At 50.7% G+C, this 23,099-nt stretch carries 23 protein-coding genes; 8 read left to right on the top strand and 15 right to left on the bottom strand.

Annotated features, from left to right (window positions below; translation table 11 throughout):
- Nucleotides 1-2: 2 nt before the first annotated feature.
- From F566_RS0106110 to dksA, 4 genes are all read right to left on the bottom strand, one after another.
- Nucleotides 3-2,963 carry a sensor histidine kinase gene (locus F566_RS0106110; RefSeq protein WP_020406101.1) on the bottom strand — a complete coding sequence of 987 codons (2,961 nt, stop codon included), beginning with the start codon at nucleotides 2,961-2,963 and terminating at the stop codon, nucleotides 3-5.
- Nucleotides 2,953-3,129 (bottom strand): hypothetical protein, encoded by a 177-nt coding sequence (locus tag F566_RS37145; protein WP_020406100.1) that lies wholly within the window; start codon nucleotides 3,127-3,129, stop codon nucleotides 2,953-2,955. Before F566_RS37145 ends, F566_RS0106110 begins: the two co-directional genes overlap by 11 nt.
- Before the next feature lie 80 nt (nucleotides 3,130-3,209).
- Nucleotides 3,210-4,121 (bottom strand): tRNA glutamyl-Q(34) synthetase GluQRS, encoded by a 912-nt coding sequence (gene gluQRS / locus F566_RS32095; RefSeq protein ID WP_020406099.1) that lies wholly within the window; start codon nucleotides 4,119-4,121, stop codon nucleotides 3,210-3,212.
- Between the two features lie 17 nt (nucleotides 4,122-4,138).
- Nucleotides 4,139-4,579: an RNA polymerase-binding protein DksA gene (gene dksA, locus F566_RS0106095; RefSeq protein ID WP_020406098.1), complete on the bottom strand. Its 441-nt coding sequence runs from the start codon at nucleotides 4,577-4,579 to the stop codon at nucleotides 4,139-4,141.
- 373 nt (nucleotides 4,580-4,952) lie between these two features.
- On the opposite strand from dksA, the gene sfsA reads away from it, so the two are divergent.
- Nucleotides 4,953-5,660 carry a DNA/RNA nuclease SfsA gene (gene sfsA / locus F566_RS0106090; RefSeq protein ID WP_157496682.1) on the top strand — a complete coding sequence of 236 codons (708 nt, stop codon included), beginning with the start codon at nucleotides 4,953-4,955 and terminating at the stop codon, nucleotides 5,658-5,660.
- An 8-nt stretch (nucleotides 5,661-5,668) separates the two neighbouring features.
- Here sfsA and F566_RS0106085 read toward each other — a convergent pair whose 3' ends face one another.
- From F566_RS0106085 to F566_RS0106075, 3 genes are all read right to left on the bottom strand, one after another.
- Entirely contained in the window at nucleotides 5,669-6,013 is a 345-nt protein-coding gene (locus F566_RS0106085; RefSeq protein WP_020406096.1) for a Rieske (2Fe-2S) protein, read from the bottom strand.
- A gap of 104 nt (nucleotides 6,014-6,117) precedes the next feature.
- Entirely contained in the window at nucleotides 6,118-6,462 is a 345-nt protein-coding gene (locus F566_RS0106080; RefSeq protein ID WP_026179796.1) for a pentapeptide repeat-containing protein, read from the bottom strand.
- 185 nt (nucleotides 6,463-6,647) lie between these two features.
- Entirely contained in the window at nucleotides 6,648-8,216 is a 1,569-nt protein-coding gene (locus tag F566_RS0106075; protein ID WP_020406094.1) for a bifunctional aminoglycoside phosphotransferase/ATP-binding protein, read from the bottom strand.
- Nucleotides 8,217-8,376: 160 nt separating this feature from the next.
- On the opposite strand from F566_RS0106075, the gene mrcB reads away from it, so the two are divergent.
- Together mrcB and F566_RS0106065 are read left to right on the top strand one after the other, a co-directional pair.
- Nucleotides 8,377-10,707 (top strand): penicillin-binding protein 1B, encoded by a 2,331-nt coding sequence (gene mrcB / locus F566_RS0106070; protein WP_020406093.1) that lies wholly within the window; start codon nucleotides 8,377-8,379, stop codon nucleotides 10,705-10,707.
- Nucleotides 10,708-10,745: 38 nt separating this feature from the next.
- Entirely contained in the window at nucleotides 10,746-11,306 is a 561-nt protein-coding gene (locus F566_RS0106065; RefSeq protein ID WP_020406092.1) for a tetratricopeptide repeat protein, read from the top strand.
- 12 nt (nucleotides 11,307-11,318) lie between these two features.
- Here F566_RS0106065 and hemL read toward each other — a convergent pair whose 3' ends face one another.
- The 5 genes from hemL to F566_RS0106040 form a co-directional block, all read right to left on the bottom strand.
- Nucleotides 11,319-12,599, bottom strand: coding sequence for a glutamate-1-semialdehyde 2,1-aminomutase (hemL, locus tag F566_RS0106060; RefSeq protein WP_020406091.1), 1,281 nt, complete (start codon nucleotides 12,597-12,599; stop codon nucleotides 11,319-11,321).
- Nucleotides 12,600-12,666: 67 nt separating this feature from the next.
- Nucleotides 12,667-13,311 (bottom strand): thiamine phosphate synthase, encoded by a 645-nt coding sequence (gene thiE, locus F566_RS0106055; protein WP_020406090.1) that lies wholly within the window; start codon nucleotides 13,309-13,311, stop codon nucleotides 12,667-12,669.
- Nucleotides 13,312-13,318: 7 nt separating this feature from the next.
- Nucleotides 13,319-14,170, bottom strand: coding sequence for a bifunctional hydroxymethylpyrimidine kinase/phosphomethylpyrimidine kinase (gene thiD, locus F566_RS0106050; RefSeq protein ID WP_020406089.1), 852 nt, complete (start codon nucleotides 14,168-14,170; stop codon nucleotides 13,319-13,321).
- A gap of 50 nt (nucleotides 14,171-14,220) precedes the next feature.
- Nucleotides 14,221-14,643 carry a protoporphyrinogen oxidase HemJ gene (gene hemJ, locus F566_RS0106045; protein WP_020406088.1) on the bottom strand — a complete coding sequence of 141 codons (423 nt, stop codon included), beginning with the start codon at nucleotides 14,641-14,643 and terminating at the stop codon, nucleotides 14,221-14,223.
- Between the two features lie 71 nt (nucleotides 14,644-14,714).
- Nucleotides 14,715-16,520 carry a chloride channel protein gene (locus F566_RS0106040; protein ID WP_020406087.1) on the bottom strand — a complete coding sequence of 602 codons (1,806 nt, stop codon included), beginning with the start codon at nucleotides 16,518-16,520 and terminating at the stop codon, nucleotides 14,715-14,717.
- Between the two features lie 292 nt (nucleotides 16,521-16,812).
- Here F566_RS0106040 and argC point away from each other — a divergent pair, with 292 nt between their 5' ends.
- From argC to F566_RS0106015, 5 genes are all read left to right on the top strand, one after another.
- Entirely contained in the window at nucleotides 16,813-17,844 is a 1,032-nt protein-coding gene (gene argC, locus F566_RS0106035) for an N-acetyl-gamma-glutamyl-phosphate reductase (protein WP_020406086.1), read from the top strand.
- Nucleotides 17,845-17,935: 91 nt separating this feature from the next.
- Nucleotides 17,936-18,658, top strand: coding sequence for a DUF6776 family protein (locus tag F566_RS0106030; protein WP_020406085.1), 723 nt, complete (start codon nucleotides 17,936-17,938; stop codon nucleotides 18,656-18,658).
- A 4-nt stretch (nucleotides 18,659-18,662) separates the two neighbouring features.
- Complete coding sequence (locus F566_RS0106025; RefSeq protein WP_020406084.1) at nucleotides 18,663-19,160, top strand: bactofilin family protein; 498 nt, start codon at nucleotides 18,663-18,665, stop codon at nucleotides 19,158-19,160.
- A gap of 96 nt (nucleotides 19,161-19,256) precedes the next feature.
- Nucleotides 19,257-19,610 carry an iron-sulfur cluster insertion protein ErpA gene (gene erpA, locus F566_RS0106020; protein ID WP_020406083.1) on the top strand — a complete coding sequence of 118 codons (354 nt, stop codon included), beginning with the start codon at nucleotides 19,257-19,259 and terminating at the stop codon, nucleotides 19,608-19,610.
- A 17-nt stretch (nucleotides 19,611-19,627) separates the two neighbouring features.
- Nucleotides 19,628-20,095: a DsrE family protein gene (locus F566_RS0106015; protein ID WP_020406082.1), complete on the top strand. Its 468-nt coding sequence runs from the start codon at nucleotides 19,628-19,630 to the stop codon at nucleotides 20,093-20,095.
- Between the two features lie 21 nt (nucleotides 20,096-20,116).
- Here the strand turns inward: F566_RS0106015 and F566_RS0106010 are convergent, their stop codons facing one another.
- The 3 genes from F566_RS0106010 to F566_RS32085 all read right to left on the bottom strand — a co-directional run.
- Nucleotides 20,117-21,232, bottom strand: coding sequence for an anhydro-N-acetylmuramic acid kinase (locus F566_RS0106010; RefSeq protein ID WP_020406081.1), 1,116 nt, complete (start codon nucleotides 21,230-21,232; stop codon nucleotides 20,117-20,119).
- Complete coding sequence (locus tag F566_RS32090; RefSeq protein ID WP_033415877.1) at nucleotides 21,229-22,656, bottom strand: OapA family protein; 1,428 nt, start codon at nucleotides 22,654-22,656, stop codon at nucleotides 21,229-21,231. Before F566_RS32090 ends, F566_RS0106010 begins: the two co-directional genes overlap by 4 nt.
- Before the next feature lie 291 nt (nucleotides 22,657-22,947).
- The coding region (locus F566_RS32085) for a transposase (RefSeq protein ID WP_020405401.1) at nucleotides 22,948-23,099 on the bottom strand (152 nt) is incomplete at its 5' end.

The following is a 23,099-nucleotide window of genomic DNA, read 5'->3' as shown; positions in this document are numbered from 1 at the left end:
AATCAGGATTCCGTCTGTTCTTGAGTCTGCGGCGATTTATCAATGGCGGCACCCGGTACTTGCATAATAACCCGAGTTCCGCGCCCGGTGTCCGGGTCAGCTGGGCTTTCAACACGAATGTGTCCATAGTGCTCTTCTATAATACTGTACACCAAAGCCAGGCCCAGGCCTGTCCCCTTATCAGGATCTTTGGTGGTGAAAAACGGTTCAAATAAATGATCGAGCTGATCTCCGGGAATGCCTGAGCCTTCATCGATCACTTCGATTCGCGTCGTATAGTCTTCAATGCTTGCCTTGATCCAGACATGAGCCCCTTCCGCAGGAGAGGCATCTCTGGCATTGCTCAGCAAGTTGACGAACACCTGCACCAATCTTTGTCCGTCCCCCATGACCTGTATCTCAGAGTTGACGTTATTTATAAAGCTCACCTGGGGATCTGCCGCAGACAGAGAGAGTAAGTGGATTGCTTCATCAACGCAACGTTTGAGTTGTGTTGGTGTATGCTGCAATGGCTGGCTGTAATTCCCTGACCGGCTGAACCGCATCAGGGTCTGTAGTATTTTCGAGACTCGTTGTGTCTGGTCGAGTATCTGATCTGCTGTAAGCAGCACTTCCTCATTCTTGGTCATCAGCCTGAGGTTCTGGGCCAGGCAGGCAATACCGGTCACAGGGTTTCCGATTTCGTGGGCAACTCCGGCAGCAAGTCGCCCGACAGAGGCCAGGCGTTCACTGTGAACCAGTTCTTCTTCCAACAACTGGGTTTCAGTGTAATCTTCGATCATCAACACCTGGCCGGCAGCATCGCTGTCTATGGTGGCTTTGTGCAGATTAAACCAGTGTGGCCGGCCTTCAAGGTCAATACGCTTTTTGGAAACGTGGCGTTCTTCACCGTTGGCAAAACTGAATAGCAGTTCCGCCCAGGGAGCATCGATTGAGCTGATGTGAGAGCCGATGACCTGGGGGGCTGAAATGCCGGTTATTTGCTCCATGGCCTGATTCCACATTAAAACTTCCAGGTCAACGCCCAGTGAGCAGGAGGCAATAGGAAGGTTCTGAAGCGTCTGCCGGTGATAGCGCCTGAGGGTGTCCAGTTCGCCTGCCAGACCGCTAAGGCGATGGTGGTAATCTTCAAGCTTGGTTTCAACAAAGTAGATGTCCTGGGCGGGAGTGACACTGCTGGCCGGTTTGAATTGCAGATATTGCTGGACAATGTCCTGGGCAATGGCTGGCCCGAGTAAGCCTGACAGGTTGGCCTCAATCTGATCTCGTAAACGCCTGAGTGCATAGGGCCGGAACTCGACCTCGTGCAGCTGGAGCTGAGCAATGGCGTGGTTAACCTCCCTGTCTGCGGCGGTTTGTCCCAGTGGTACCGATAGAAAGTCTTTGAACTCTTCTGAGCTTGTGGCAATCAGTTCGCGTCTTGAGGGACGCATTAACGTATCCACGGAACAGGCCTGCGCGGCGCGTTCTTCTTCTGTGGTCAGCTTGAAGAAAAGTGATAGACCGACAAAGACGCAAATGTTGGCGGTCAGAGAAATCATGACATAGTAATGCCAGTCATTATTGTTCAGCCGGTAGTCCGTAGGCCAGATTCCCCAGGCCAGAATATCAATTTCCAGTATTAGTGGAAGGGCAAGTGTCACCAGCCATAAGGTGAACCCTGTGACGAGTCCCCAGATGAAGCCGATGCGATTGCCCAAAGGCCAGTAAATGACACATAGAACGCCGGGTAGGAGTTGCAAGCCGGCAGAAAAAGCGAGAACCCCTAGGATAGACAGGGATAACTTCCCGTCCAGCCAAACGGCAAACAGATAACCGCTACCCAGAATGACCGTGATTAGCAGGCGTCTGACCAGGGTCAGCCAGCGGTAGATATCGCGTCTGGCCAGAGGCTGGTAAACGGGCAGGATAATGTGGTTCAGTGCCATAGAGGCCAAGGCCAGACAACTCACAATCAGTAAACCACTGGCGGCTGTGAGACCCCCGAGAAATGCGACAGCATTGAACCAGGGCATTTCGAACCGGTCGCCCAACCCGAGAATAAAGTAGTCTGGCTCTGTCGGCACTGACATCTTGATGCCAGCCCACATGAAAAGCGGAACCGGTATGCTGATCAGTAACAGATATAGCGGGAGCCCCCAACTGGCTTTGAAGAGTGCCTGGGAGTTGAGGTTCTCAGTGAATATCATATGGAACATGTGTGGCATGACCAGGGCGGAGGCAAAAAATATCAGCAATAGCGCCCGCCAGGGGCCATCTTCCAGGTGTCTGTCCAGGGAGCTGACACGCTGGGCATTATCCGCGAGCCATTGATTCAGTTCACCGAAGCCGCCGAATACCTTGTACGCAACGATAGTTCCCAGAACCAGGATGATGATAATTTTTAACAGACCTTCCAGTGCTATCCCCACCATCAGGCTTGGATGGCGTTCCACTCTTGACTGTCCCCGAGCTCCAAAAAAGATCGTAAACAGAATCACCATTGCGCAAAACACCGAGCCAACCCAGAAGTGGTGATCTGTTCCGGTCAGCACATTCATCGACATCATGACTGCTTGAAACTGAAGGGCCATCAGGCAAAGGGAGCTGATGATCATGAACAATGTGCTGAGCGTTCCCGCCCATTGGCTGCGATAACGGAAAGTAAACAGGTCGGCGATGGAACTGAGTTGATAGGATTTGGCTACTCGCAGGATAGGCATTAGCAGTACTGGGGCCAGCAGGAAAGCTCCACAGATACCGAGATAGAAAGCAAGAAAGCCAAAACCGTATTCATACGCCAGCCCGACAGAACCGTAGAAGGCCCAGGCGCTGGCATAGACACCGAGAGAAAGAATATAAACGGCAGGATGTCTCACCCAACGCAGAGGTATCAGGCCGCGCTCGCTGAGGTATGCGAGTGTGAACAGAGTGGACAGGTAGAGGCCGCCGAGACCCAGCAGTTGCCAGGCACTAAAATTCATTCGGACCTCGCTTACGTTCCAGCCAATAGGCAAGAATGATGATCAGAAACCACATGATGTAGGGGCGGTACCAGGCACTGCCTGGCGCGATCCACCAATCCATGATCACCGGGGAAAATATGTAAACTCCCAGTATCAGCAAAAATACCAATCGGTAAATATACATGTGAGTCGCAGCCTCGATAACAACCTGTCCATGTTACTTAACCGGGAGTTTTCATGCAAAACTCCTTTGCAGGCATGGAGTTAGTCGGATGGTGTTGAGTAAGGTACCGGAGATGGCACCTGTTTGAGCCCCATTAGCGGCGATCTTGACCATCGGCTGATCATCCATTGCAGCAGTAGCTCCGGTTTATCGGGAAGTATATCGTCAGAATCAATCAGACGAAGCGCCTGCCCGGCCAGTACAAGATTGTTATGCACTGTGCCGGTATCCAGTGCCGGGGACAATCTCTGTTTGCTGAGCTTTTGACCGTTTGCTGTCACCACAACCGGGAAATGACCGAAAGCCGGCGCTTTTTCGCCAAGGCCTTCGTAGAGCTGCAATTGCAGGGGCGTAGAGTCGATCAGATCAATGCCCCTGATAACGTGGGTTATGCGCTCTTTTATATCATCACAGACGACCGCCAACTGATAGGCATAAAAGCCTTCCTTGCGCTTAAGAACAAAGTCATCCATTTCATGCTGTAGTTGGTAGTTGCAGGTACCCTGTATCAGATCATAAAACTCCCTGCATTCAGTCGTCACATTGAATCGAATGGCGACATCGGGCTCAAAGGAAATTTCACGGTTTCGGCAGAGGGACAGGTGAGCACCATGCTGGGCCTGGAGTTGTTTACGGCTGCATGGGCAGGGATAGATTAGGTTGTGATTTTGTAGTTGAAGAAGACGCTCTTCGTATCTGTGGCTGTGTTGAGATTGGAAGGTAACGGTTTCATCCCATTGCAGGTGATGTGCCTCAAGAGCTTTCAAGATGGCGTCAGCCGCACCGGGCTTTTCCCGTAGAGGATCAATATCTTCAATTCGGACTAACCATTGGCCATGGTGGGATCTGGCATCAAGAAAGCTGGCCAGTGCTCCGACCAGAGAGCCGAAGTGAAGAGGGCCGGTAGGCGAGGGGGCAAATCGCCCCCGATAAACAGGCTTGGAAGCAGGCATAAACCGGGAAAAGCTGGTTAGATGCCGGTTTGCTTCTCCTTGATTTCCGCCAGTGTCTTGCAGTCAATGCATAGCGTGGCGGTCGGACGGGCTTCCAGGCGGCGGATACCAATTTCCACACCGCAGGAATCACAGTAGCCATAATCTTCGCGGTCAATCAGCTCAATGGTCTGATCGATTTTTTTGATCAACTTACGCTCACGATCACGAGTGCGTAACTCCAGGCTGAACTCTTCTTCCTGTGTGGCACGATCGCTTGGGTCGGCGTAGTTTGCCGCATCTTCCTGCATGTGATGCATGGTGCGATCGACTTCTTCCATGAGTTCCTGTTTCCAGTTGAGCAGAATCTGCTTGAAATGCTCAAGCTGGCCTGCACTCATGTATTCTTCGCCCTTCGCAGGTTCGTAAGGTGTGAAGTTAGTAAACTTTTCAGCGCTTTTCGCTTCTGTGTTTGGCATATGTTCTGCCCCATGTTTAAACTGCCCGGCGTACGGCACGTCTGGGTCTGTGAAAGACCGGGACTGGTATCCGGGAACCATTTTGTCTGGTTATGATTGGCGATTAACCGCCGCTAAGCGTGCGAAAAATAGCAGATCTGAGATCACGGCGCCAACTCTTTTCAAGGTAGCCTATAAATTTTATTTTGGGAATAACCTGTTGAAGCCGCTGTCCTGAGCAAAAACAGTTTGTAGCATAAGTAGTTACAACTTGTTTTAAAAGCTGCATCTGATACTGAATGTGTGGCAGGGCTTGATCTGTTAAAGCGCTAATTGGGGCAGAATACCTGGAAATTATGTTGTCATTCGATTGAAAAAAATTGGGAGATGGAGATTGAAACTGGAGCTGGAACCAGGGTACGGACGGCTGATAAAGCGTTATAAACGATTCCTGGCGGATATTGAGTTGGACAACGGCGAAGTGATCACTATCCACTGTCCTAACACAGGTTCTATGAAAGGCTGCGCTGAGCCGGGATCAAAAGTCTATTTTAGCCGGGCTGCCAACCCCAAAAGGAAATATCCGTATACCTGGGAACTCAGTGAAACACCGGCCGGTCATTGGATTTGTGTTAATACAGCCAGGCCAAATGAACTGGTCGGCGAGGGTGCAGCTTCAGGTGTCATTACCGAATTGTCAGGTTACACAAACCGAAAGCCAGAGGTGAGGTATGGTAGCCAGGGAAGTCGTGCTGACTGGTTTTTGTCTGGTCACGCGGAATTACCAGACTGCTATGTGGAAGTAAAAAACGTGACGCTGCTAGAGGATGGGCTGGGCTATTTTCCGGATGCTGTGAGCACCCGGGCATCCAAGCATCTGGAAGAGCTGATAGAAATGGTGCAGGCTGGAATGCGCGCTGTACTTTGTTATGTGGTGAATCATTCTGGAATTAACAGTGTGCAGGCGGCAAAGCACATTGATCCGGCATACGCACAGGGTTTGAAAAAGGCCAGCGAAAATGGCGTGGAGGTGATTGCCTATAAAAGTCTGATTTCCCCTGATGAACTGGTGCTTGATCATCAAGTGCCGGTTATTATTTAGCGTTACTGTCAGGATGAAAGTAGAAAGTCCACGTCATCACCGTTTTCCTGCATAGTAAGAGGACGAAGAAACTGTCCCTGGCATGGACCCGCAATACATTCGCCTGTCCGGATCAGAAACAATGCCCCATGGGTGCTGCAGTGGATAAATTGTCGGGCATGGTCGAGGAACTGATCCGGCATCCATTCCAATTCAATCCCAAGATGAGGGCATTGATTCAGGTAGGCATAAACTCTGCCCTGATGACGAATAATAAAAAGACTATGTTGCGCCAGATGGATACCTTTACTTTCCCCTTCGTTCAGTTTTTCAATTAGCTGCCTGGAGCAGCTTCCCAGTAATTGCGACGGCATTAATATCCCCGGTCATTGTATTGATGTCCGCATTTTAGAGCCTTTTTGTTCGTTGCTGGAGATCAATGTACCCAGTGCCAGTCTCCGGGTGGCTCTGAAAAGTCTCAGGGGAAATAGCGCATGCGGGTACCATGTGTGAGGGACATGATGATTTCGTCAGCCGGGAGTGCTTTGGGAAACAGGCAGCCTGAAATTTTTGTTGCTGCAATGCTGGCGCCCTCCATGAGCGTATCCTCGAAGTTAATTCCCCGCAGGTCTGCCCCGCGGAAATACGCGCCCCTTAAGTCAAGCCCATGCGCATCCAGTCCTCTTAGATCGAGTCCTCGAAAGTCGCAAAGCTCAAAACTGGGTGCGGCCTCTCCTTGACCTTTCCGGGTGTTGAACTCCTCAATTTTTTCATCCCGTAGTAGCTGGTACATGGGATGGTCAATAATTTTTACCTTTTCCATTCCCGATCTCCCGTTTGATTCTGGCAGGCGTACGCTCAGTTTATGTTGAGCGACAGGCATGATTTTTATTTCAGTATAGTCAGACTGGGATGCTGTGCCATTTGAGACTGCAAAGGGGCTGGGACAGGTGCGTGCTGGAAGAGGACGGCACTCGGTGATCAAGTGCCGTCGTAAAGAGCTGGGGATTAATTTCGTCCCAGTTTGCTGGCTAGTCTGTCAGCGAGGGCGTCAATTTCTTCGAGATTATCACTGGCCAGTTCGACCACATGGGTCATTTCGTCATCGGTGAAAGGCTCTGCGTGAGTTAGTTGATGACGCATGACGCTGACATCCGCCTCTGCTGCATCCTGACTCTCGGCTGAGCGTTTTTCCAACCACTCTTCAATTTTGGCTTGAGGTGCACGGCAGTCGACAATAGCAAAAGGTACGCCGTTCTCCGCTGCAACCTCATCCATAATATTGCGCTGATCCTGATGTAGAAAAGTCGCATCTATTATGACGGCCTGCCCAGCTTGCAGGAGCATTTCCGCCTCTTCTGCCAAATACTGGTAGGTTTTGAGGTTGGCCTCGGGGGAATAAATTCCACCGTCCAGGTCCGAGTGACTCTTCTCGCCTGATTTCAGGCCAAACAGTCGCTTGCGCTCGATATCGGAGCGAAGGCGGATAATGCCCAGACGTTCCAAGAGGTGTGAGCTGATGGTCGTTTTTCCGCTGCCGGACACGCCGTGAGTGATAATCAAAAAGCGTGCTGGCACTGACATGTAGGATTCAGCCAGATCCATGTAGCGCTTGTATTTCTTTTCCTCTTCCTGCCGCATTTCTTCACTGATACCGGGAGCTCCCATAGTGAAAAGGGCAATCTTGCAGCGTACCATGGCGCGGTAGGCTTTATAGAAAGGAAGCAGAATCAGGCCTTGGTAATCTCCAGTCTGTTCCAGATAGGTATTGAGTACCCGGTAGCCGAAGCCTTTCAGTCCTCGGTCTTCCAGGTCCATTAACAGAAAGCCGATATCGTTATATACATCCAGCCAGCGGAAATAATCGTTAAACTCGATGCAGTCGAACAGCATGACGTTGCCATCTTCCGTAGTGACGTTGGCCAGATGCATATCGCCGTGACACTCGCGGACAAATCCGTCTTTATCCCGCTTTTCCATCAGAGGACGCAGGCGTTCGAAGGTGCTTTGTGCCCATCCTTCCAGGTATTCCAGTTGTTTCAGCTCCTGTGGGTCTGAAAGCAGTGGACGGATCTGGTCAAAGTTTTGTTGTACTGGCTCGAACACAACGTCCGGATGTCCGTAGGTCATATTTTCATCAGTTCTGGCGGACTGATTAAGGTGGAAGTCCGCCACTTTCAGTGCCAGCTGTTCCAGGTGGCCCCCCAATTCAGGCGCATCATGGGACATCTTGTCCAGGGTCTGGGGGTTAAACTGACGCATTTTTATCGCGTATTCGAACGGATCTCCGTCTCCGCCCAGCTGTGGTGCCTCAGGTGTCCCGCTGATAGGAATGACCTCAAGGTAAACGTCCGGTACAAGGCGGCGATTCAAGCGAAGCTCCTCCTCGCAATAGAACTTCCGTTTTTCCAGTGCGGTAAAGTCCAGAAAACCATAATCCATGGGCTTCTTGACCTTGTAAGCATAGGTGCCGGTCAGAAATACCCAGGAAATGTGGGTTTCGATCAGTTGAATATCGGACACAGGATGGGGATAAGTGTCCGGATTTTTGAGTGCTTGAACCAAGCTTTCGCTCACGCGTAGCTCCTTTATGTAAGTTGTCTTGCCGCAGCGCACAGATTATTGCGAGGTTTTCATGCCATCGTGGCATGCAAATTGGTTATGATAACTCACAGCCATGCTTCAATCATTAGCTTAGGCTATCTGCACCAATTTAAACTGACGAAATGCAGCCTACATGCCCAAAACCAGAAAAAACAGTACTCGATCACGGAAATCAACCTCCCAAAAAGCTTCCAGACGCCATTCCCGTTGGAAGTCGGCGATTTGGAAAGTCCTGCTGGTCTGCCTGACGATATTTCTCGGCTGGTGTGTCTATCTGGACGCCACTGTCCGGGATAAGTTTGATGGCAAGCGTTGGCAATTGCCTGCTCAGGTGTTTGCCCGACCTCTGGAAATTTATCCGGGGTTGGCGTTGGTGAAGGCTGACCTTCAGGCCGAGCTTGCTGAGTTGGGGTATGAACGCCGGACCAGGGCGGACAGGCCCGGTACCTTTGCCGCGGGTAGTTACGCGGTTGAAATCTATAGTCGGGGATTTCAGTATGCCGACGGAGCGGAAAAACCGCGCAGGATTCGCGTCGAGTTTTCGGGAGATAAGGTTAGCCAATTGCTCGATTCAGGTGGAAGAGCTCTAACATGGGCGCGCCTGGAGCCGGTCAAGATTGGTGGTATTTATCCTGCGCAGCAGGAAGATCGGATTCTGGTCAACCTGGATCAGTTGCCTGATATGCTCGAAAAAGCACTGATACAGGTTGAGGACCGTCACTTTTACAGCCACTTTGGTGTATCGCCTCAGGCAATTGCCCGGGCTACCTGGGCAAACATTCGTGCAGGCAGGGTTGTACAGGGCGGAAGCACCCTGACCCAGCAGTTGGTAAAAAACTTTTATCTGACCAATGAGCAAAGCCTCTGGCGTAAGGCTAATGAAGCCTTGATGGCTCTGATACTGGAGTTTCATTACGACAAAGATGAAATTCTGGAAGCCTATGCCAACGAAATATACCTGGGCCAGGCCGGGGCTCGAGGGATTCATGGGTTTGGAATGGCCAGCCACTTTTATTTCGGCAAGTCAGTGTCAGACCTTACCTCTGATCAGATCGCGCTACTGGTGGCCATAGTGAAAGGTGCGTCCTATTACGATCCCCGACGCCATCCAGAGCGTGCAAAGGAGCGCCGTAATCTGGTTTTGGACCAGATGGCAGAAGCCAATGTGATTTCCGATAGTCAGGCCAATGCTGATAAGGCAAGAAGATTGAATGTGATACCGAAACCCCGATATTCCTCCAGCGCCTATCCGGCGTTTATGGACGTGGTGAAGCAGCAGCTCACCAGGGACTATCGCGAGGAGGACCTTCAGTCTGAAGGATTGAGGGTCTTCACGACGCTGGATCCTCTGTTACAGGCCAAAGCGGAAAAGTCTCTGAGTGACACGATTCGACAAAAAGAGCAGACGGCAATTAATCAGGGGCTTCAGGGGGCAATGATCACCACGGCGGTTAGCAGCGGCGAGATATTGGCCGTGGTGGGAGACCGCCAGGCTAATTTCAGTGGCTTTAATCGTGCTTTGCTGGCTAAGAGACAGATCGGCTCATTAATTAAACCGTTTGTGATGCTGACGGCTTTAAAGCACTCCCAAAAATACACTCTGGCTTCTCCGTTGGATGATGAGCCTTTTATGCTCAAATTTGAAAACGGGGATGAGTGGATGCCCAAGAACTATGATGGTGAAAGCCATGGTCCTGTGATTATGCAGGAAGCGCTGGCCAGGTCTCTCAACCTGGCAACTGCCCGGTTGGGGTTGGAGGTCGGTGTGCCAGAAGTGCTTGAGACTATTCGTGAGCTGGGGGCCGATGTAGATGTGAGGCCTTACCCGGCTGTTTTGCTGGGGGCCTTGAACCTGTCTCCCATGGAAGTGACGGAGCTGTATCAAAACCTGATATCGACGGGATTCCGCACGCCACTGCGGGCAATTCGGGCTGTTACCACGTCAAATGGAGAGCTTCTATCCCGTTATTCATTCGACACTGAGCAGGTGATTGACTCCGGCATTGCTTATATCGGCCAATATGGGCTGTTCGAAGTGATGCGCAACGGAACCGGCCGCAGTGTATATCGTACGTTGCCAGAGGACTATTATGTCGGTGGCAAGACCGGTACCACAGATGATTACCGGGATAGCTGGTTTGTCGGCTTTAATGGTCAGTATCTGACCACTGTCTGGTTGGGGAAAGATGATAATACTTCCACCAGCCTGACGGGCTCCTCTGGCGCGCTGGCCGCTTGGTTGAAGCTCTATCGCCAATTGCCACAGGTATCGTTTTTGCCCTCAGCGCCAGAGTCTGTGGAATGGGCCTGGGTGGATCAGAAGAATGGTCTGCTGTCTGCTGAGCATTGTGAGGGGGCGGTAGCGTTGCCATTTTTACTCGATACGGTTCCCGAAGAGAGGGCCGGTTGTGTCGATCGGGGGAATATACTTGAGCGATGGTTACGCAAATGGTGGAATAGTTAAAAATCGAGAAAGAGCAGAGGCTTGTGATTACAAAAAACATGAAGTTAGTACCTAATCCGCTGGTATCCCGGAATTGCCTGGCGCTTGCGGTCCTGTTGCTGATACACGGGTGTACTTATTCCCCGATTCAGGAACCTGCCCGTAAGCCGGATCCTAGAGTGACTGATCCTTCGGATGCTTATCCAAAAGAACAGCCTGTTGAACAACCTGATACAAAAACACCAACCCAACGTATCGGGCAGCCGGTCACTAAGCCGGTGGAGATCGACAGAGAGCGCCCCTCTGCAGCGGCACTTCAGGTGTTAGCTCAAGCTGAAGCAACGGCCCGCAGCGGAAATTACGATCAGGCTCTGCTATTGCTGGACAGGGCGCAAAGAATTTCGCCCCAGGCAGGTGAAGTGTATTTGCAAATGGCGAGAGTTCAGTATGATCAGGGGTCGTACAATAGGGCAGAACAGCTTTGTCTCAAGGCAATTGCATTGAGCGGTAAAGATCCCCGCTTCAAAAAGCAGTCTCTGCAGACACTGGCGATTGTCAGAGACGCCAAAGGAGACTCGGCGGGAGCTGATGCAGCCCGCAAGCAGGCCGCATCACTGTAACAGGATTTTCCCTTAAAGAGATTTGAGAACCTCTGCTGCCGCATCAATGGTGGCAGAGATATCCTGGTCTGAGTGGGCAGAAGAGATGAAGCCTGCTTCAAAGGCGGATGGAGCCAGGTAGATACCTTTCTGAAGCATGCCGTGATAGAAGGCTTTGAACCGCTCCGTATCACATTTCATAACCTGATCGAAACGGGTGATAGTGTCTTCTTCGGAGAAGAAGAAACCGAACATACCGCCGATTTGATGCGTGGTCATTGGGATGCTGGCATCAGCAGCAGCCTGCTTAAATCCTTCGATCAGGCGTTTGGCCTTGGCGCCCAGCTCGTCATGAAATCCTGGCTGGCTGATCTCATTGAGCATTGCCAGCCCGCTGGCCATGGCCAACGGATTGCCAGACAAAGTGCCTGCTTGGTATACCGGTCCAAGTGGTGCAATGTGGGACATGATCTCGCGCCGGCCTCCAAAGGCCCCCACGGGCAGACCAGCACCAATGACTTTGCCCAGTGTCGTGAGATCCGGTTGGACCGAATAGATTTCCTGCGCCCCTCCCAGAGAAACACGGAAACCGGTCATGACTTCGTCAAAGATCAGCACCGCGCCGGCATCGTCACAGCAGGATCTCAGAGCTTCAAGAAATCCATGAACAGGCGGTATACAGTTCATGTTTCCGGCAATGGGTTCTACGATAACCGCGGCAATGTCCTGACCGATCTCTTCGAAGCAGCGTTTTACCTGATCAATGTCGTTGTAGGTCAAAGTAATCGTGTGCTCTGCAATACTGGCAGGTACCCCCGGTGAGTTGGGAACACCCAAGGTCAGGGCACCAGAGCCGGCTTTGACCAGGAGAGAGTCAGAGTGGCCGTGATAACAGCCTTCAAATTTGATGATTTTATCCCGGCCGGTATATCCGCGGGCCAGTCGGATAGCACTCATGGTGGCTTCGGTGCCGGAATTTACCATCCTGACCATTTCAATAGACGGCATCAGGCTGCAGACCTTCTCGGCCATATCGACTTCGATGCGTGTCGGTGCCCCGAAGCCAACGCCGTTTTTCAATTGAGCCTCCAGTGCTTCCCGGACCTTCGGGTGGTCATGACCCAGGATCATAGGACCCCAGGAGCCGATATAGTCGATATAGCGCTGACCGTCCTCGTCAAACATATAAGGACCTTCCGCTCGGGTGAAGAATATGGGGGTACCGCCGACACCTTTGAATGCTCTGACAGGAGAGTTAACCCCCCCGGGGATATATTGCTGGGCACGGGTAAAAAGTGATTCTGACTGGGACATATTAAATCCTTAAAGCTGGTCGAAAACGATAAATGCCGGTTTCTGCTCGGCTGGGTAAGCTGCAAACTCAGGAATACAGGGCGGTAAACCGGTAGCTTTGCTCCTGAATATTCTCCTGTCCAAATACACCATGAATGACCGCCAGAAAATCTGCTCCGGCTTCGATCACCTGAGGCGCATTGTCCAAATTGATGCCGCCAATTGCAACGGTCGGAAGTCCGGTTGCCTGTTTGGCATTGGTGATGACCTCCAGGTTGGCCGGAAGGGCATTTGGTTTTGTTTTGGAGGTAAAGAATCGACCGAAAGCCAGGTAGCTGGCGCCCTCTTGAGCCGCTTTTAGTGCCAGCTCCAGTCTGCCATGGCAGGTCACCCCTATGATGGCATGGTTCCCAAGCTGCTCTCTTGCCTGACGGAGGGAGCCATCAGATTGCCCCAGGTGTACGCCGGAAGCTCCGGAAGCTGCCGCCAGTTGGATGTCATCATTAATGATAAGTGGTCTGTCGTATTGGTGGCATATTGTCTGTAGCTTTGTCGCTTCGGCCAATCTTTGGGCGTGAGAGGCATCCTTATTGCGGTACTGAACTACTGCTGCCCCACCCAAGAGTGCTTTCTCCACACCGTTGAACAGTTTTTCTCCGGGAAGCAGGTGTGTGTCGGTGATAACGTACAGCCCATGGGATGGTAATACCTGTGCTGAGGAGGTTGGTGTCATGGCGTTTTCAGGATTCCAGAAAGTTTAAGTAAGTTTGCCCACGGCCTATTTGATAAGCGCTGCGAATTCGGTTTGTAATCCAGGCTTGTGAGTCTTCTATAGACTGCTGCAGTGTGTATCCTCTGGCTATCAAGGTGGCGACAGCACTTGCCAGGGTGCACCCGGTGCCATGATATTCGCCGCCGATCCTTGGTAGATGCCATTCGTGACAATCGAGCGGCTCCTTGTTAGAGGAACTTATCTCGGGTTGAGAGGAATCGCTTGTGTCAGCTTGAGAGGAGTAAAGCCTGTTGCGTATGTCTGTGCCAGACTCATGTCCGCCGGTGACCAGCACATGATTTACGCCGATATCGAGTAATTGGCGAATGGCTTCTTCTTCATCATCGGCGCCTGTCAGCAGAGCCAACTCCTGGGTATTCGGCATAAGGAGATCGGTTAATGGTAACACCTTTTGCTTTAGTGTCTTGATCTGAGAATTTTCGGACAAAGAGCCTCCGCCTCCTGCACTGAGGACCGGATCGACGACCTTGAATACTTCTTTGGGCAAACCTCTGAATACATTGCCCAGCCAATCAGTGATTTCAGAATTGCCCAGCGCGCCACATTTAACGGCTTGGGGTTGGCAGTCTCTCAACAGCGTACTCAGTTGTGACTGAAGAATATCCGGGGATACCGGGTGCTGCCCATAAACCTGAAGACTGTCTTGAACCGTCAGAGTGGTGACAATACTTGCCCCATGGCCACCCAGGTGATTGATGGTTTTCACATCCGCATGTATTCCGGCTCCGCCGCTGGGATCTAAACCTCCAATGGTCAGGATGACCGGCGGGGTTTTGTCGGTTTTTTGTGGTGTTGGCATTAAATGGTCACAAAATCGATTAATCAGTGAGCCTTTCGTCAATAGGCTGTTTAGAAGGGTTTGACGACGGCGAGAATAACGACGGCAATCAGGATTAACACCGGTGCTTCGTTTAGCCAGCGATAAAATACGTGAGAACGTTGGTTACGATCCTCGCGGAATACCTTGATCAGATGGCCGCAGTAGAAATGATAGCCAATCAAAATAGTGACCAGTGTCAGCTTGGCATGTATCCAGCCCTGGGTCATATACCCCTGAGGGTTGTAGGACAATAACCATAGTCCGAGTGCAACTGTCGCAATCATTGAGGGAGTGCCAATCCCCCGATAGAGTTTACGCTCCATGATCTTGAATCTTTCTATGCTGGTGCTGTCTTCTGACATGGCGTGATAGACAAACAACCTTGGCAGGTAGAATATCGCCGCGAACCAACATACGACGGCGATGATATGAAAGGCTTTTACCCAGAGCATTTGTTCCTCAGCATGTTTTCCATAGTTTAATCGGTGATCGACACAGTTTGGCCCTTTAGCGCAGAGAAGACTTACTTTGCCTTGTAGCGGTAGAAACTATCAATCTCTGCCCTGGTAATCACGCCAATGATGGGTTTTATCAATGGGGCAGAGGTACGTTCCACGTACAATGCTTCCACTCCTTTGTCGTTAAAGCGTTGCAAGGCTTCCTCCAGTGTTGCCTGTATATGCAATGACGCCGCATCCCGGCGCTGGGCTGGAATGCTAAGAAGATCCAGCGTCATGGCGTCAGGGTCGAAATCTTCTTCCGGTTTGTTTTCGTCGAGATATCGGGCGAGGTCGGCAGCGGGAAGTACGGCACGGGGTTTATCCTCCCCTTCAATCACAATCCACTTTGGTTGCTCTTTCAGTATGAGCTGACACTCTGCCCAACTGACTTGTTGTTTGGCGCGCTTAATGCTGCGCTCCATGATCGCGCCGACCGAGATCCGTCTCAGGGCCATCGTCAACGGTTCCGCTTTGTAGTCCAGTCCCTGCAGTTGCAGAATCGCCAGAAATACCGATCTTTGTTTGAAATAGTGGGATGCGATCAAGCTCGAAAGAATAATGATCAGCATGGTGGGTAAGATCACATTAGGATTCCTGGTGAGCTCAATCACCGCCATGATCGCGGCCAATGGAGCCTGAAGCACAGACCCCATCATGGCTCCCATGCCTAGTACTGCATAGAAACCGGGCTCAGATGCGAGAGTAGGCATCAGGTTTTGGGCCAGCACCCCCAACGCGCCGCCCAGAGTAGCGCCGATGAATAAGGTAGGACCAATAATACCACTCGGCATGCCCAGGCCAATCGTCGTGGCGGTGACCAGTAGTTTCATCAGGGCGATAGTAATCAAAAACAGGAACGGCAGCGTGCCAGCAATGGACTGGTTTACCGTGTCATATCCGATCCCCATGACTTCAGGAAAGGCCAGGGCGGTGGTACCGGTAATCAACCCTGCCAGCAAAAGCTTCCAGACAATACCGGCTTTGACACGAGTCATCGTTTGCGTCATGACTTTCACGAAAAGCACAGAAAACAGGCTGATCAAAATGGCTGCCGCGACAATGTAGGGCAGTTCAAACAGTGATTCCAGACTAAAACCGGGAACAATAAATGCCGGGTCATCCCCATATACACTTTGCGAGACAACCGCAGCTGTGACTGCAGCAAGGATTATCGGCGTAAAACCGTTGATGGTGTAGTCCAGCATGACCACTTCCATGGCAAAAATAACCCCGGCAATGGGGGTATTGAATGAGGCGGAGACGGCCGCGGCAGTGCCGCATCCCACAAGCATTCTGATACTGTTGTTGGGCAGCCGCATCCTTTGGCCGAGAAGGCTCGAGGCTGTAGCTCCCAAATGAACGGCCGGCCCTTCACGACCTGCGCTCTGACCGCTGACAATCGTCATAATGCCGCAAAAAAACTGCAGCAGGCCACTCTTGAGCGAGATGTACCCCTGGTGATATCCCAAACGTTCCATGACATGGGCAACCCCGACCTTTCGATTCTGCACTCCCAGTCGTAACAGGACTAACGCCAGAGTCAGGGCGCCACACAAGGGAAGAGTGACTCTTAGTAAAGCGCTTAAACCTTCAAAGGCTTCGGGATTCCCATCAGGAAGCAGGTAGGATAAAGGCCATTCGATAGCCAAACGGAATAACAGAATCACTGCGCCGGTCAGCAAGCCGGATAAAATGCCTAAGAAAGCCAGTTGAGGAAGTGCATCATAGCTGGCAACCCGTCGTCGGAAAGACTGAAATGCAAGGTCCCAGCGCTGCGCAAGCGCAGGAGGAAGTTCTAGCCGGAGTTTAGACTTCTCCTTCTTCTGCACTACATCTCCTTAATCAGGCTGGTTGGAACTCACTATGTTTGACTTGAGTGACAAGTTTGTTCAGACCGAGAGATTGATCTTTAAATATGAATGCGTGCCCTCTTGGGGAGCCGTTTATTTATGTAAACAACTCTGCCAGGACTGGTGAAAACTGATAGTATACGCAATCCATCAGACGAATGTGAGTTATTGCAAAATCATTCGCTTAGTACTTGAAAAAATAGTACTTGAAAAAAATTCAGTCGTATATCCATTGCGCAATAGCGTGATGCATCGTGTTTAAGGTTCGCATATGGTTAAGGTTGGCATAGTAGGTGGCACCGGTTATACCGGCGTAGAGCTGATTCGTTTGCTGATAGCCCACCCGCAGGTGGAAATCAGTGTCATCACTTCACGGGGAGAGGCCGGCACGAAGGTTGCCGATATGTTCCCGAATCTGCGAGGACACTTGGATCTCGCATTTACGGAACCCGATACCGACGTGCTGGCAGAGTGTGATCTGGTATTCTTTGCCACTCCCAATGGCGTGGCTATGAAAGTGGTTCCGGAGTTATTGTCCAGAGGAACCAAAGTGGTGGACCTGGCAGCGGACTTTCGTTTGTCCGACGCAGCAGTCTGGCAGCACTGGTACGGACAGGAGCATGCTTGTCCGGAAATCCTGGCGGAAGCAGTATATGGCTTACCGGAAATCAACCGAGACAAGATTCGTTCTGCAAGATTAGTCGCCAATCCCGGGTGTTACCCTACGGCTGTTCAACTCGGCTTTATTCCGCTGCTGAAAAACGATTTGGTTGACACCAGTCGACTCATCGCTGATGCGAAGTCAGGAGTGAGTGGCGCCGGCCGCCAAGCCAAGGTCGGTACGCTGAGTTGTGAGGTTTCGGAAAGTTTTAAGGCGTATGGTGCTTCTGGTCATCGTCACTTGCCTGAAATTAAGCAAGGGTTGGGCCTGGTTGCAGGCAATGAGGTAGGGCTGACATTTGTTCCTCATCTGCTTCCTATGATTCGCGGTATTGAAGCGACCTTATATGCAGAGCTCAAAGGTGACTTTGCCGAGCTGCAGAATATTTTTGAGGAACACTACCGTAGTGAGCCGTTTGTTGATGTTATGCCTCTAAGGGAGCATCCGGAAACCAGGACTGTGCGTGGCACCAACCTTTGCCGGATAGCACTGCATCAGCAACCTGACAGCAATACCGTCATCGTGTTGTCAGTTATTGATAATCTGGTGAAGGGGGCCGCAGGCCAGGCCGTGCAAAATATGAACCTTATGCTAGGTTTGGAAGAAACGGCCGGATTGAAACAGATGGCCTTGCTACCCTGATTAAATAGTTAATGATATTCGGTGAGGGATCGAAGGGTATCGTTTTTCGCTATGACCGGGCTGCTGTCAGTTGTCATTAGATTGTAGAAAAATGAAAAGCGCAGAAGAGAAATTAATTGTTGTTCCTTATCGGCCTGCTGAAAAGGCAAAGCGACATTTGCTTGCTTGGGCGGCAGTGGTATTGAGCATATTTGGCGGTATTACCATGGGTTGGTACACCGCTAACAGCCGCAGTGCTAACTATGCTGAACAGAACCGGGAACTGAAGCAGATGCTGGAATCGGCAGAGGACAAAGCCACTGAGCTTGCCCAAAAGGTGGCAAACCTGGAACGCGGTCGAGTCATCGATCAAGTGGCAAATCGTGATGTGCAGTCCACTGTTCAGAGTTTGGAAAGCAAGATCCTGCAATTAGAGGAGGATATTGCTTTTTACAAGAATATCATGGCCCCTTCCGGAGCTGATAAAGGATTGCAGATTCAGAAAATGGAACTGCATAAAGCCCGCGGAGAACGGCGCTTTCAATATAAGTTGGTGCTTACTCAGGTGGCAGATAACAACTCCTATATCCAGGGGTTGGTGGCTGTAAACCTGATCGGAAGCCTAAAGAATAAAAAAGAGATTCTTCCCTTGCGAGACGTGGCGGGTGCGGAAGACCTTGGGGTCAAATTTCGTTTCCGTTATTTCCAGGATATTGCTGGAGAGCTGGAGTTGCCTGAAGGATTTGCTCCAGAGCAGATTCAGGTGGTAGCTCAGGCTTCCGGTAAGAAAGCGACAAAGATTGAGCGAACCTTCGATTGGAAGGTGGAGGAGTAATCCTATGTTTGGAAGTAAAAAGAGCAAGCCATCTTCAGGTGGGCGTTACGATACCCTGATTGCCAAGGGAACTGAGCTTAAGGGGGATATCTCCTTTAGCGGTGGGCTGCATATTGATGGACGAATCGAAGGTCAGATCTATTCGGCGCCCGATAATAATGGCGCGATTGTGCGGATAAGCGAGGCTGGAGAAGTTCATGGAAATGTAATGGCTCCCCACGTCATCATCAATGGCACGGTACATGGTGATGTATATTCCTCGGAGCATATTGAATTAGCGCCTAAAGCCTCCATTACAGGAAATGTATATTACAACCTGATTGAGATGGCAATGGGGGCTGAAGTGAACGGAAACCTTGTTCATCAAAAGGATGCTGATAAAGAGAAGGTGGAACCTATCACATCAAAGAGCAAGCCGGCCAAGGTTGAAAAGGTGGAACCGGTAACGGAAGATTCTGCCAAAGATAAGGGGAAAGAGCTGGCTCAGGGGATGAATAGTTGACCTGCCTGCTTGGTTAATTGGATAATTTCATTTCAGGCTGTGGCGTCTGTTGACGTTATCGGTCAAGTAAATGCTTTATCAGAGTAGGATTATTGAATGAGTGTCGCAGAAACCTTTGAACCGAAGCCCTTCTATCTGAGTGACAGCGCAGCTGCTAAGGTAAAAACGCTGATCGAGGAAGAAGGGAATGATGAGCTCGCATTGCGGGTATTCGTCACCGGTGGTGGTTGTTCCGGGTTTCAATACGGATTTTCCTTTGATGAGACTATTAATGAGGATGACACGATCGTTGAAAAAGATGGTGTTAAATTATTGGTGGATTCATTGAGTTATCAGTATTTGGTCGGATCAGAGGTTGACTATAAGGAAGGTCTTGAAGGGGCGCAGTTTGTTATCAATAATCCTAATGCGACAACCACCTGTGGGTGCGGAAGTTCATTCTCCATATAGAGAAGGTGGAGGTGGTTATGTCAAGATCTAAGTTCCTGCTCAGTCTGGCTTGCCTGACGGGGTTGTTCTTGACCTTGACGACTGCTGCCGAAACACCCACAACCACTCCTGCCATAGCGGAAGATCAAACCCGCTACCTTGCCAAAATTGAGCTCCATACAGAGGGTGAAATTGCCGACCTTTTTGAGCGAGCTTCCCAGTTGCTTGATGAGGAAAGCAGTTTTGCTTTTGGAGAGCCAATAGCTTTTGTCCTACATGGCCCGGAAGTGAAGTATTTCTCAAAAGATAATTACCGTGAATTCAAAGGCATTGTTGACAAGGCGGCTCAACTGGATGCTTTTAGGGTGATTGATGTTCGAGTCTGTTCGACTTATATGAAGCTTCACAACATTTCGCCGGAATCTCTTCCCCCATTTATTGAAATTGTACCTTATGGACCCGCAGAAGAGCGTCGCTTACGTTCAAGCGGATATGTCGACTTCTAAATGCTGTTATGTTGGGTGCAATTATCGGGGGTAAATTGCGCCAAGAATCCGAGGGCCGTGCGCACCCGTGACGGAGGGTTGGTTGCCGGGCTGTAAGTGAATGGTTTGTCTGGCTATCCAGGCGAAAGCTATGGCTTCCATGAAATCCGGATCAACTCCCACTTCAGAAGACGGTGCAATGACAGTTTGCGGAATCAGTCTCTGTAGTCTCTCGAGAATATAGAGATTGTTGACGCCGCCGCCGCATACATACATATGTGTAGGCTTGCTGTTTTTCAGTGACTCGGCAATTGATACGGCTGTGAATTCGGCCAGGGTTGTCAATACATCCTGATCAGAAACGTCATTGTAGGAAGCTAGTTGAGACTCCAGCCATGGCAGATTAAACTCTTCGCGTCCGGTACTTTTGGGAGCAGGGAGCTGTAAATAGGGATGTTTTAGCAACTGCTCAAGTAGTCCCTGGTTGATGTTGCCCTGCCTTGCCTGTTCGCCCCCTTCATCCCGTGGTTTGTTGAACCGTGTCTGCATCCAGGCGTCTGTTAATCCATTTGCCGGTCCGCTATCAAAGCCGATCAGTCGTTCCTGATCCCAGATGGTCAGGTTCGCGATCCCTCCCAGATTCAATACTGCGGCATTAGGATGTTGCGCGGATAATGCGGCATAGTGGAACGCTGGTGCTAGAGGGGCACCCTGGCCTCCTGCCGCCATATCCCGGCGTCGAAAGTCGGTGACAACCGTACAGTTGGTCAGTTCGGCCAGTAGTGAGCCGTTAATCATCTGAACAGTATATGCGGGCTTGGTAAAGGCGCGATGTCTGACTGTTTGTCCATGGCAGCCAATAGCCGTGATATTGCCGGGTTCAACACGGGCAGATACCAGGGCAGCTTCCACAGCATTGGCATAGACTTGGGTCAACTCGGTTTCAATCTTGAAATAGTGATCAGGATGCCATTGTTCTGCCAAAGTGAGCTCGGCAAGATCTTTTTGTAGCTGCTCAGGAAACAGACTGAATTGAGTGAAGTGAGTCGAGAGCTGGTTTTGATCGCACTCTACGATCGCCAGGTCGACACCATCCAGGCTGGTGCCTGACATGATACCGATGTAATACTCCGGCGGGTTCGTAGAGGCTTCACTCATAAGTCCTGCTCAAGCTTGGGGGGGCTTTTGGATGATGCAAACTGGTAGCCATTTGCATAGGACTTTAACTGTGCGACCGCTACCTCAGCATGTTCCTTGAATGCTTTTAGTTCGGATTTCGCCACAGGCTGGGCTTTTGGCAGTTTTACCGTCACCGGGTTTTTATGCACGCCATTAAGGCGGAACTCAAAGTGAAGGTGAGGACCTGTTGCCAAGCCAGAGCTGCCTACGTAGCCAATGGTTTGGCCCTGGGATACGCGTTTTCCGGATCTGATCCCGCGAGCAAAGCCTTTCATATGAGCATACAAGGTGGTAATGGATTGGCCGTGCTGGACGATAACAACGTTACCGTAGCCGCCTTTCCGTCCGGCAAAGATAACCTTGCCATCTCCGGTAGACTTGATCGGAGTTCCTCTGCCTGCTGCATAGTCTGTGCCCCGGTGCGCCCGTATAGTGTGCAGGACAGGGTGCTTTCTCTTCAGGTTGAAGTGAGAGGACACGCGGGCAAAGTCGATAGGAGAGCGAAGAAAGGTTTTCTTCATGCTTTCCCCTTCGGGAGTGTAATAACTGACTTTCCCTTCTTTGTCTTCGTAGCGCACAGCAGTGAAAGTTTTGCCCTGGTTGGTAAATTCGGCGGCCAGGATGTTGCCTATGCCGATTTTTTCGCCTTCAAAATAAAGGTCTTCGTAAACCAGCTTGAAAGAATCTCCCGCGCGGATGTCTAATATGAAGTCAATGTCCCAGCCAAAGATGTTGGCGAACTCCATAATGAGCTGATCTGACAGGCCGGCTTTCTTTGCGTCGATAAACAGGGCTGTGTTGATTGTCCCTTCTGCATAGGAAGTTTGAATTTCTGGTTCAGCCAGGACTTTATCCAGCTCGAACTTTCCTTCGTCGCTTTCACTGATCAGCCAGTTTTCCAGACGGTTTCGATGGATTCGCATGGTATGGAAGGTTTCATCGTTAAAGCCGAACTCGATCTCTTCTCCTGGATAAAGTTGAGTCCATTCTTTCCCGGGAAGCTCTTGAACCATTTTAGCCAGAACCTTGGGGGAGACTCCTGCGCGTTTGAACAGTGTCGAAAAACTATCTCCACTCTGCACTTGGTAGGCGTGCCAGGATAAGGAGGATTTCAGGACGTTTGCTTTGTCAGCGGATTCCAGTTGGGAAAGATCGTCGGCAGAGAGAGTGTCTGCATCGAGGGTTACCGAAGGCGCTGTGCTCTGCTCAGAAGGAGTTATCATGGCGAGGGTGGCTTGTTCAGCATTTTGTGTTCCGGTTAGGGGAATTGTCTTGCTGATCCGATTGGCTTCTGCCTGCTCGCTGGGACTGAATATAAGCGCACTGCAAATCATAACACCGGCAGCAGTCGCCGCCAGGAAATGAGTTTTTGGCATTTTGAGTAGCAATTTTCTTTGAAACATGGATGGTTAGATCCGACTTTTTGCAAAAAGCTTTAATAGGCAAGTATAAGCATTTTTAAAAACTATGCATCTATTAAGCAGTGTGCTTTTGTGAAAGTGTGTTTCTTTTTCTAGATTTCTTCTGCGTTGCTTTTCTTTATTGCAAGACATAGTGATCTAAGGAGAGTCTGAATAACCCCAAGGTTCTGAGGTAATTCAAACTCTCGACGATATATGGCCGAATATTCAGAGTGTTTTTCCGGCCATTTTGGATCTTCCCCCCCTGTGGGGCGTCATCTGGGCTCACTGCCCCTATACCTGCAGCTCTTTCCTTGCCATCAGCAGATTGCTGAAGGCCGCCAACAGATAGAGCCGGCTCTTGTTCTTGGCCAAGCCTCGATAGCGGACTTTGTCGTAACCAAACACCTGCTTGATGTATCTGAACGGGTGTTCCACTTTAGCCC

It is taken from the genome of Hahella ganghwensis DSM 17046 (assembly GCF_000376785.1).
GTDB lineage: Bacteria > Pseudomonadota > Gammaproteobacteria > Pseudomonadales > Oleiphilaceae > Hahella > Hahella ganghwensis.
This window is presented reverse-complemented; position numbering and strand designations above follow the sequence as displayed.

Coding starts and splice junctions, on each gene's coding strand:
- F566_RS0106025 (WP_020406084.1), top strand. CDS start 18,663: ATGTTTGGAAGTAAAAAGAGCAAGCCATCTTCAGGTGGGCGTTACGAT.
- hemL (WP_020406091.1), bottom strand. CDS start 12,599: ATGTCCCAGTCAGAATCACTTTTTACCCGTGCCCAGCAATATATCCCC.
- F566_RS0106030 (WP_020406085.1), top strand. CDS start 17,936: ATGAAAAGCGCAGAAGAGAAATTAATTGTTGTTCCTTATCGGCCTGCT.
- F566_RS0106065 (WP_020406092.1), top strand. CDS start 10,746: ATGAAGTTAGTACCTAATCCGCTGGTATCCCGGAATTGCCTGGCGCTT.
- dksA (WP_020406098.1), bottom strand. CDS start 4,579: ATGCCAAACACAGAAGCGAAAAGCGCTGAAAAGTTTACTAACTTCACA.
- F566_RS37145 (WP_020406100.1), bottom strand. CDS start 3,129: ATGTATATTTACCGATTGGTATTTTTGCTGATACTGGGAGTTTACATA.
- F566_RS32090 (WP_033415877.1), bottom strand. CDS start 22,656: ATGTTTCAAAGAAAATTGCTACTCAAAATGCCAAAAACTCATTTCCTG.
- F566_RS0106085 (WP_020406096.1), bottom strand. CDS start 6,013: ATGCCGTCGCAATTACTGGGAAGCTGCTCCAGGCAGCTAATTGAAAAA.
- thiD (WP_020406089.1), bottom strand. CDS start 14,170: ATGCCAACACCACAAAAAACCGACAAAACCCCGCCGGTCATCCTGACC.
- F566_RS0106080 (WP_026179796.1), bottom strand. CDS start 6,462: ATGGAAAAGGTAAAAATTATTGACCATCCCATGTACCAGCTACTACGG.
- erpA (WP_020406083.1), top strand. CDS start 19,257: ATGAGTGTCGCAGAAACCTTTGAACCGAAGCCCTTCTATCTGAGTGAC.
- F566_RS0106015 (WP_020406082.1), top strand. CDS start 19,628: ATGTCAAGATCTAAGTTCCTGCTCAGTCTGGCTTGCCTGACGGGGTTG.
- mrcB (WP_020406093.1), top strand. CDS start 8,377: ATGCCCAAAACCAGAAAAAACAGTACTCGATCACGGAAATCAACCTCC.
- F566_RS0106110 (WP_020406101.1), bottom strand. CDS start 2,963: ATGAATTTTAGTGCCTGGCAACTGCTGGGTCTCGGCGGCCTCTACCTG.
- thiE (WP_020406090.1), bottom strand. CDS start 13,311: ATGACACCAACCTCCTCAGCACAGGTATTACCATCCCATGGGCTGTAC.
- argC (WP_020406086.1), top strand. CDS start 16,813: ATGGTTAAGGTTGGCATAGTAGGTGGCACCGGTTATACCGGCGTAGAG.
- gluQRS (WP_020406099.1), bottom strand. CDS start 4,121: ATGCCTGCTTCCAAGCCTGTTTATCGGGGGCGATTTGCCCCCTCGCCT.
- F566_RS0106010 (WP_020406081.1), bottom strand. CDS start 21,232: ATGAGTGAAGCCTCTACGAACCCGCCGGAGTATTACATCGGTATCATG.
- hemJ (WP_020406088.1), bottom strand. CDS start 14,643: ATGCTCTGGGTAAAAGCCTTTCATATCATCGCCGTCGTATGTTGGTTC.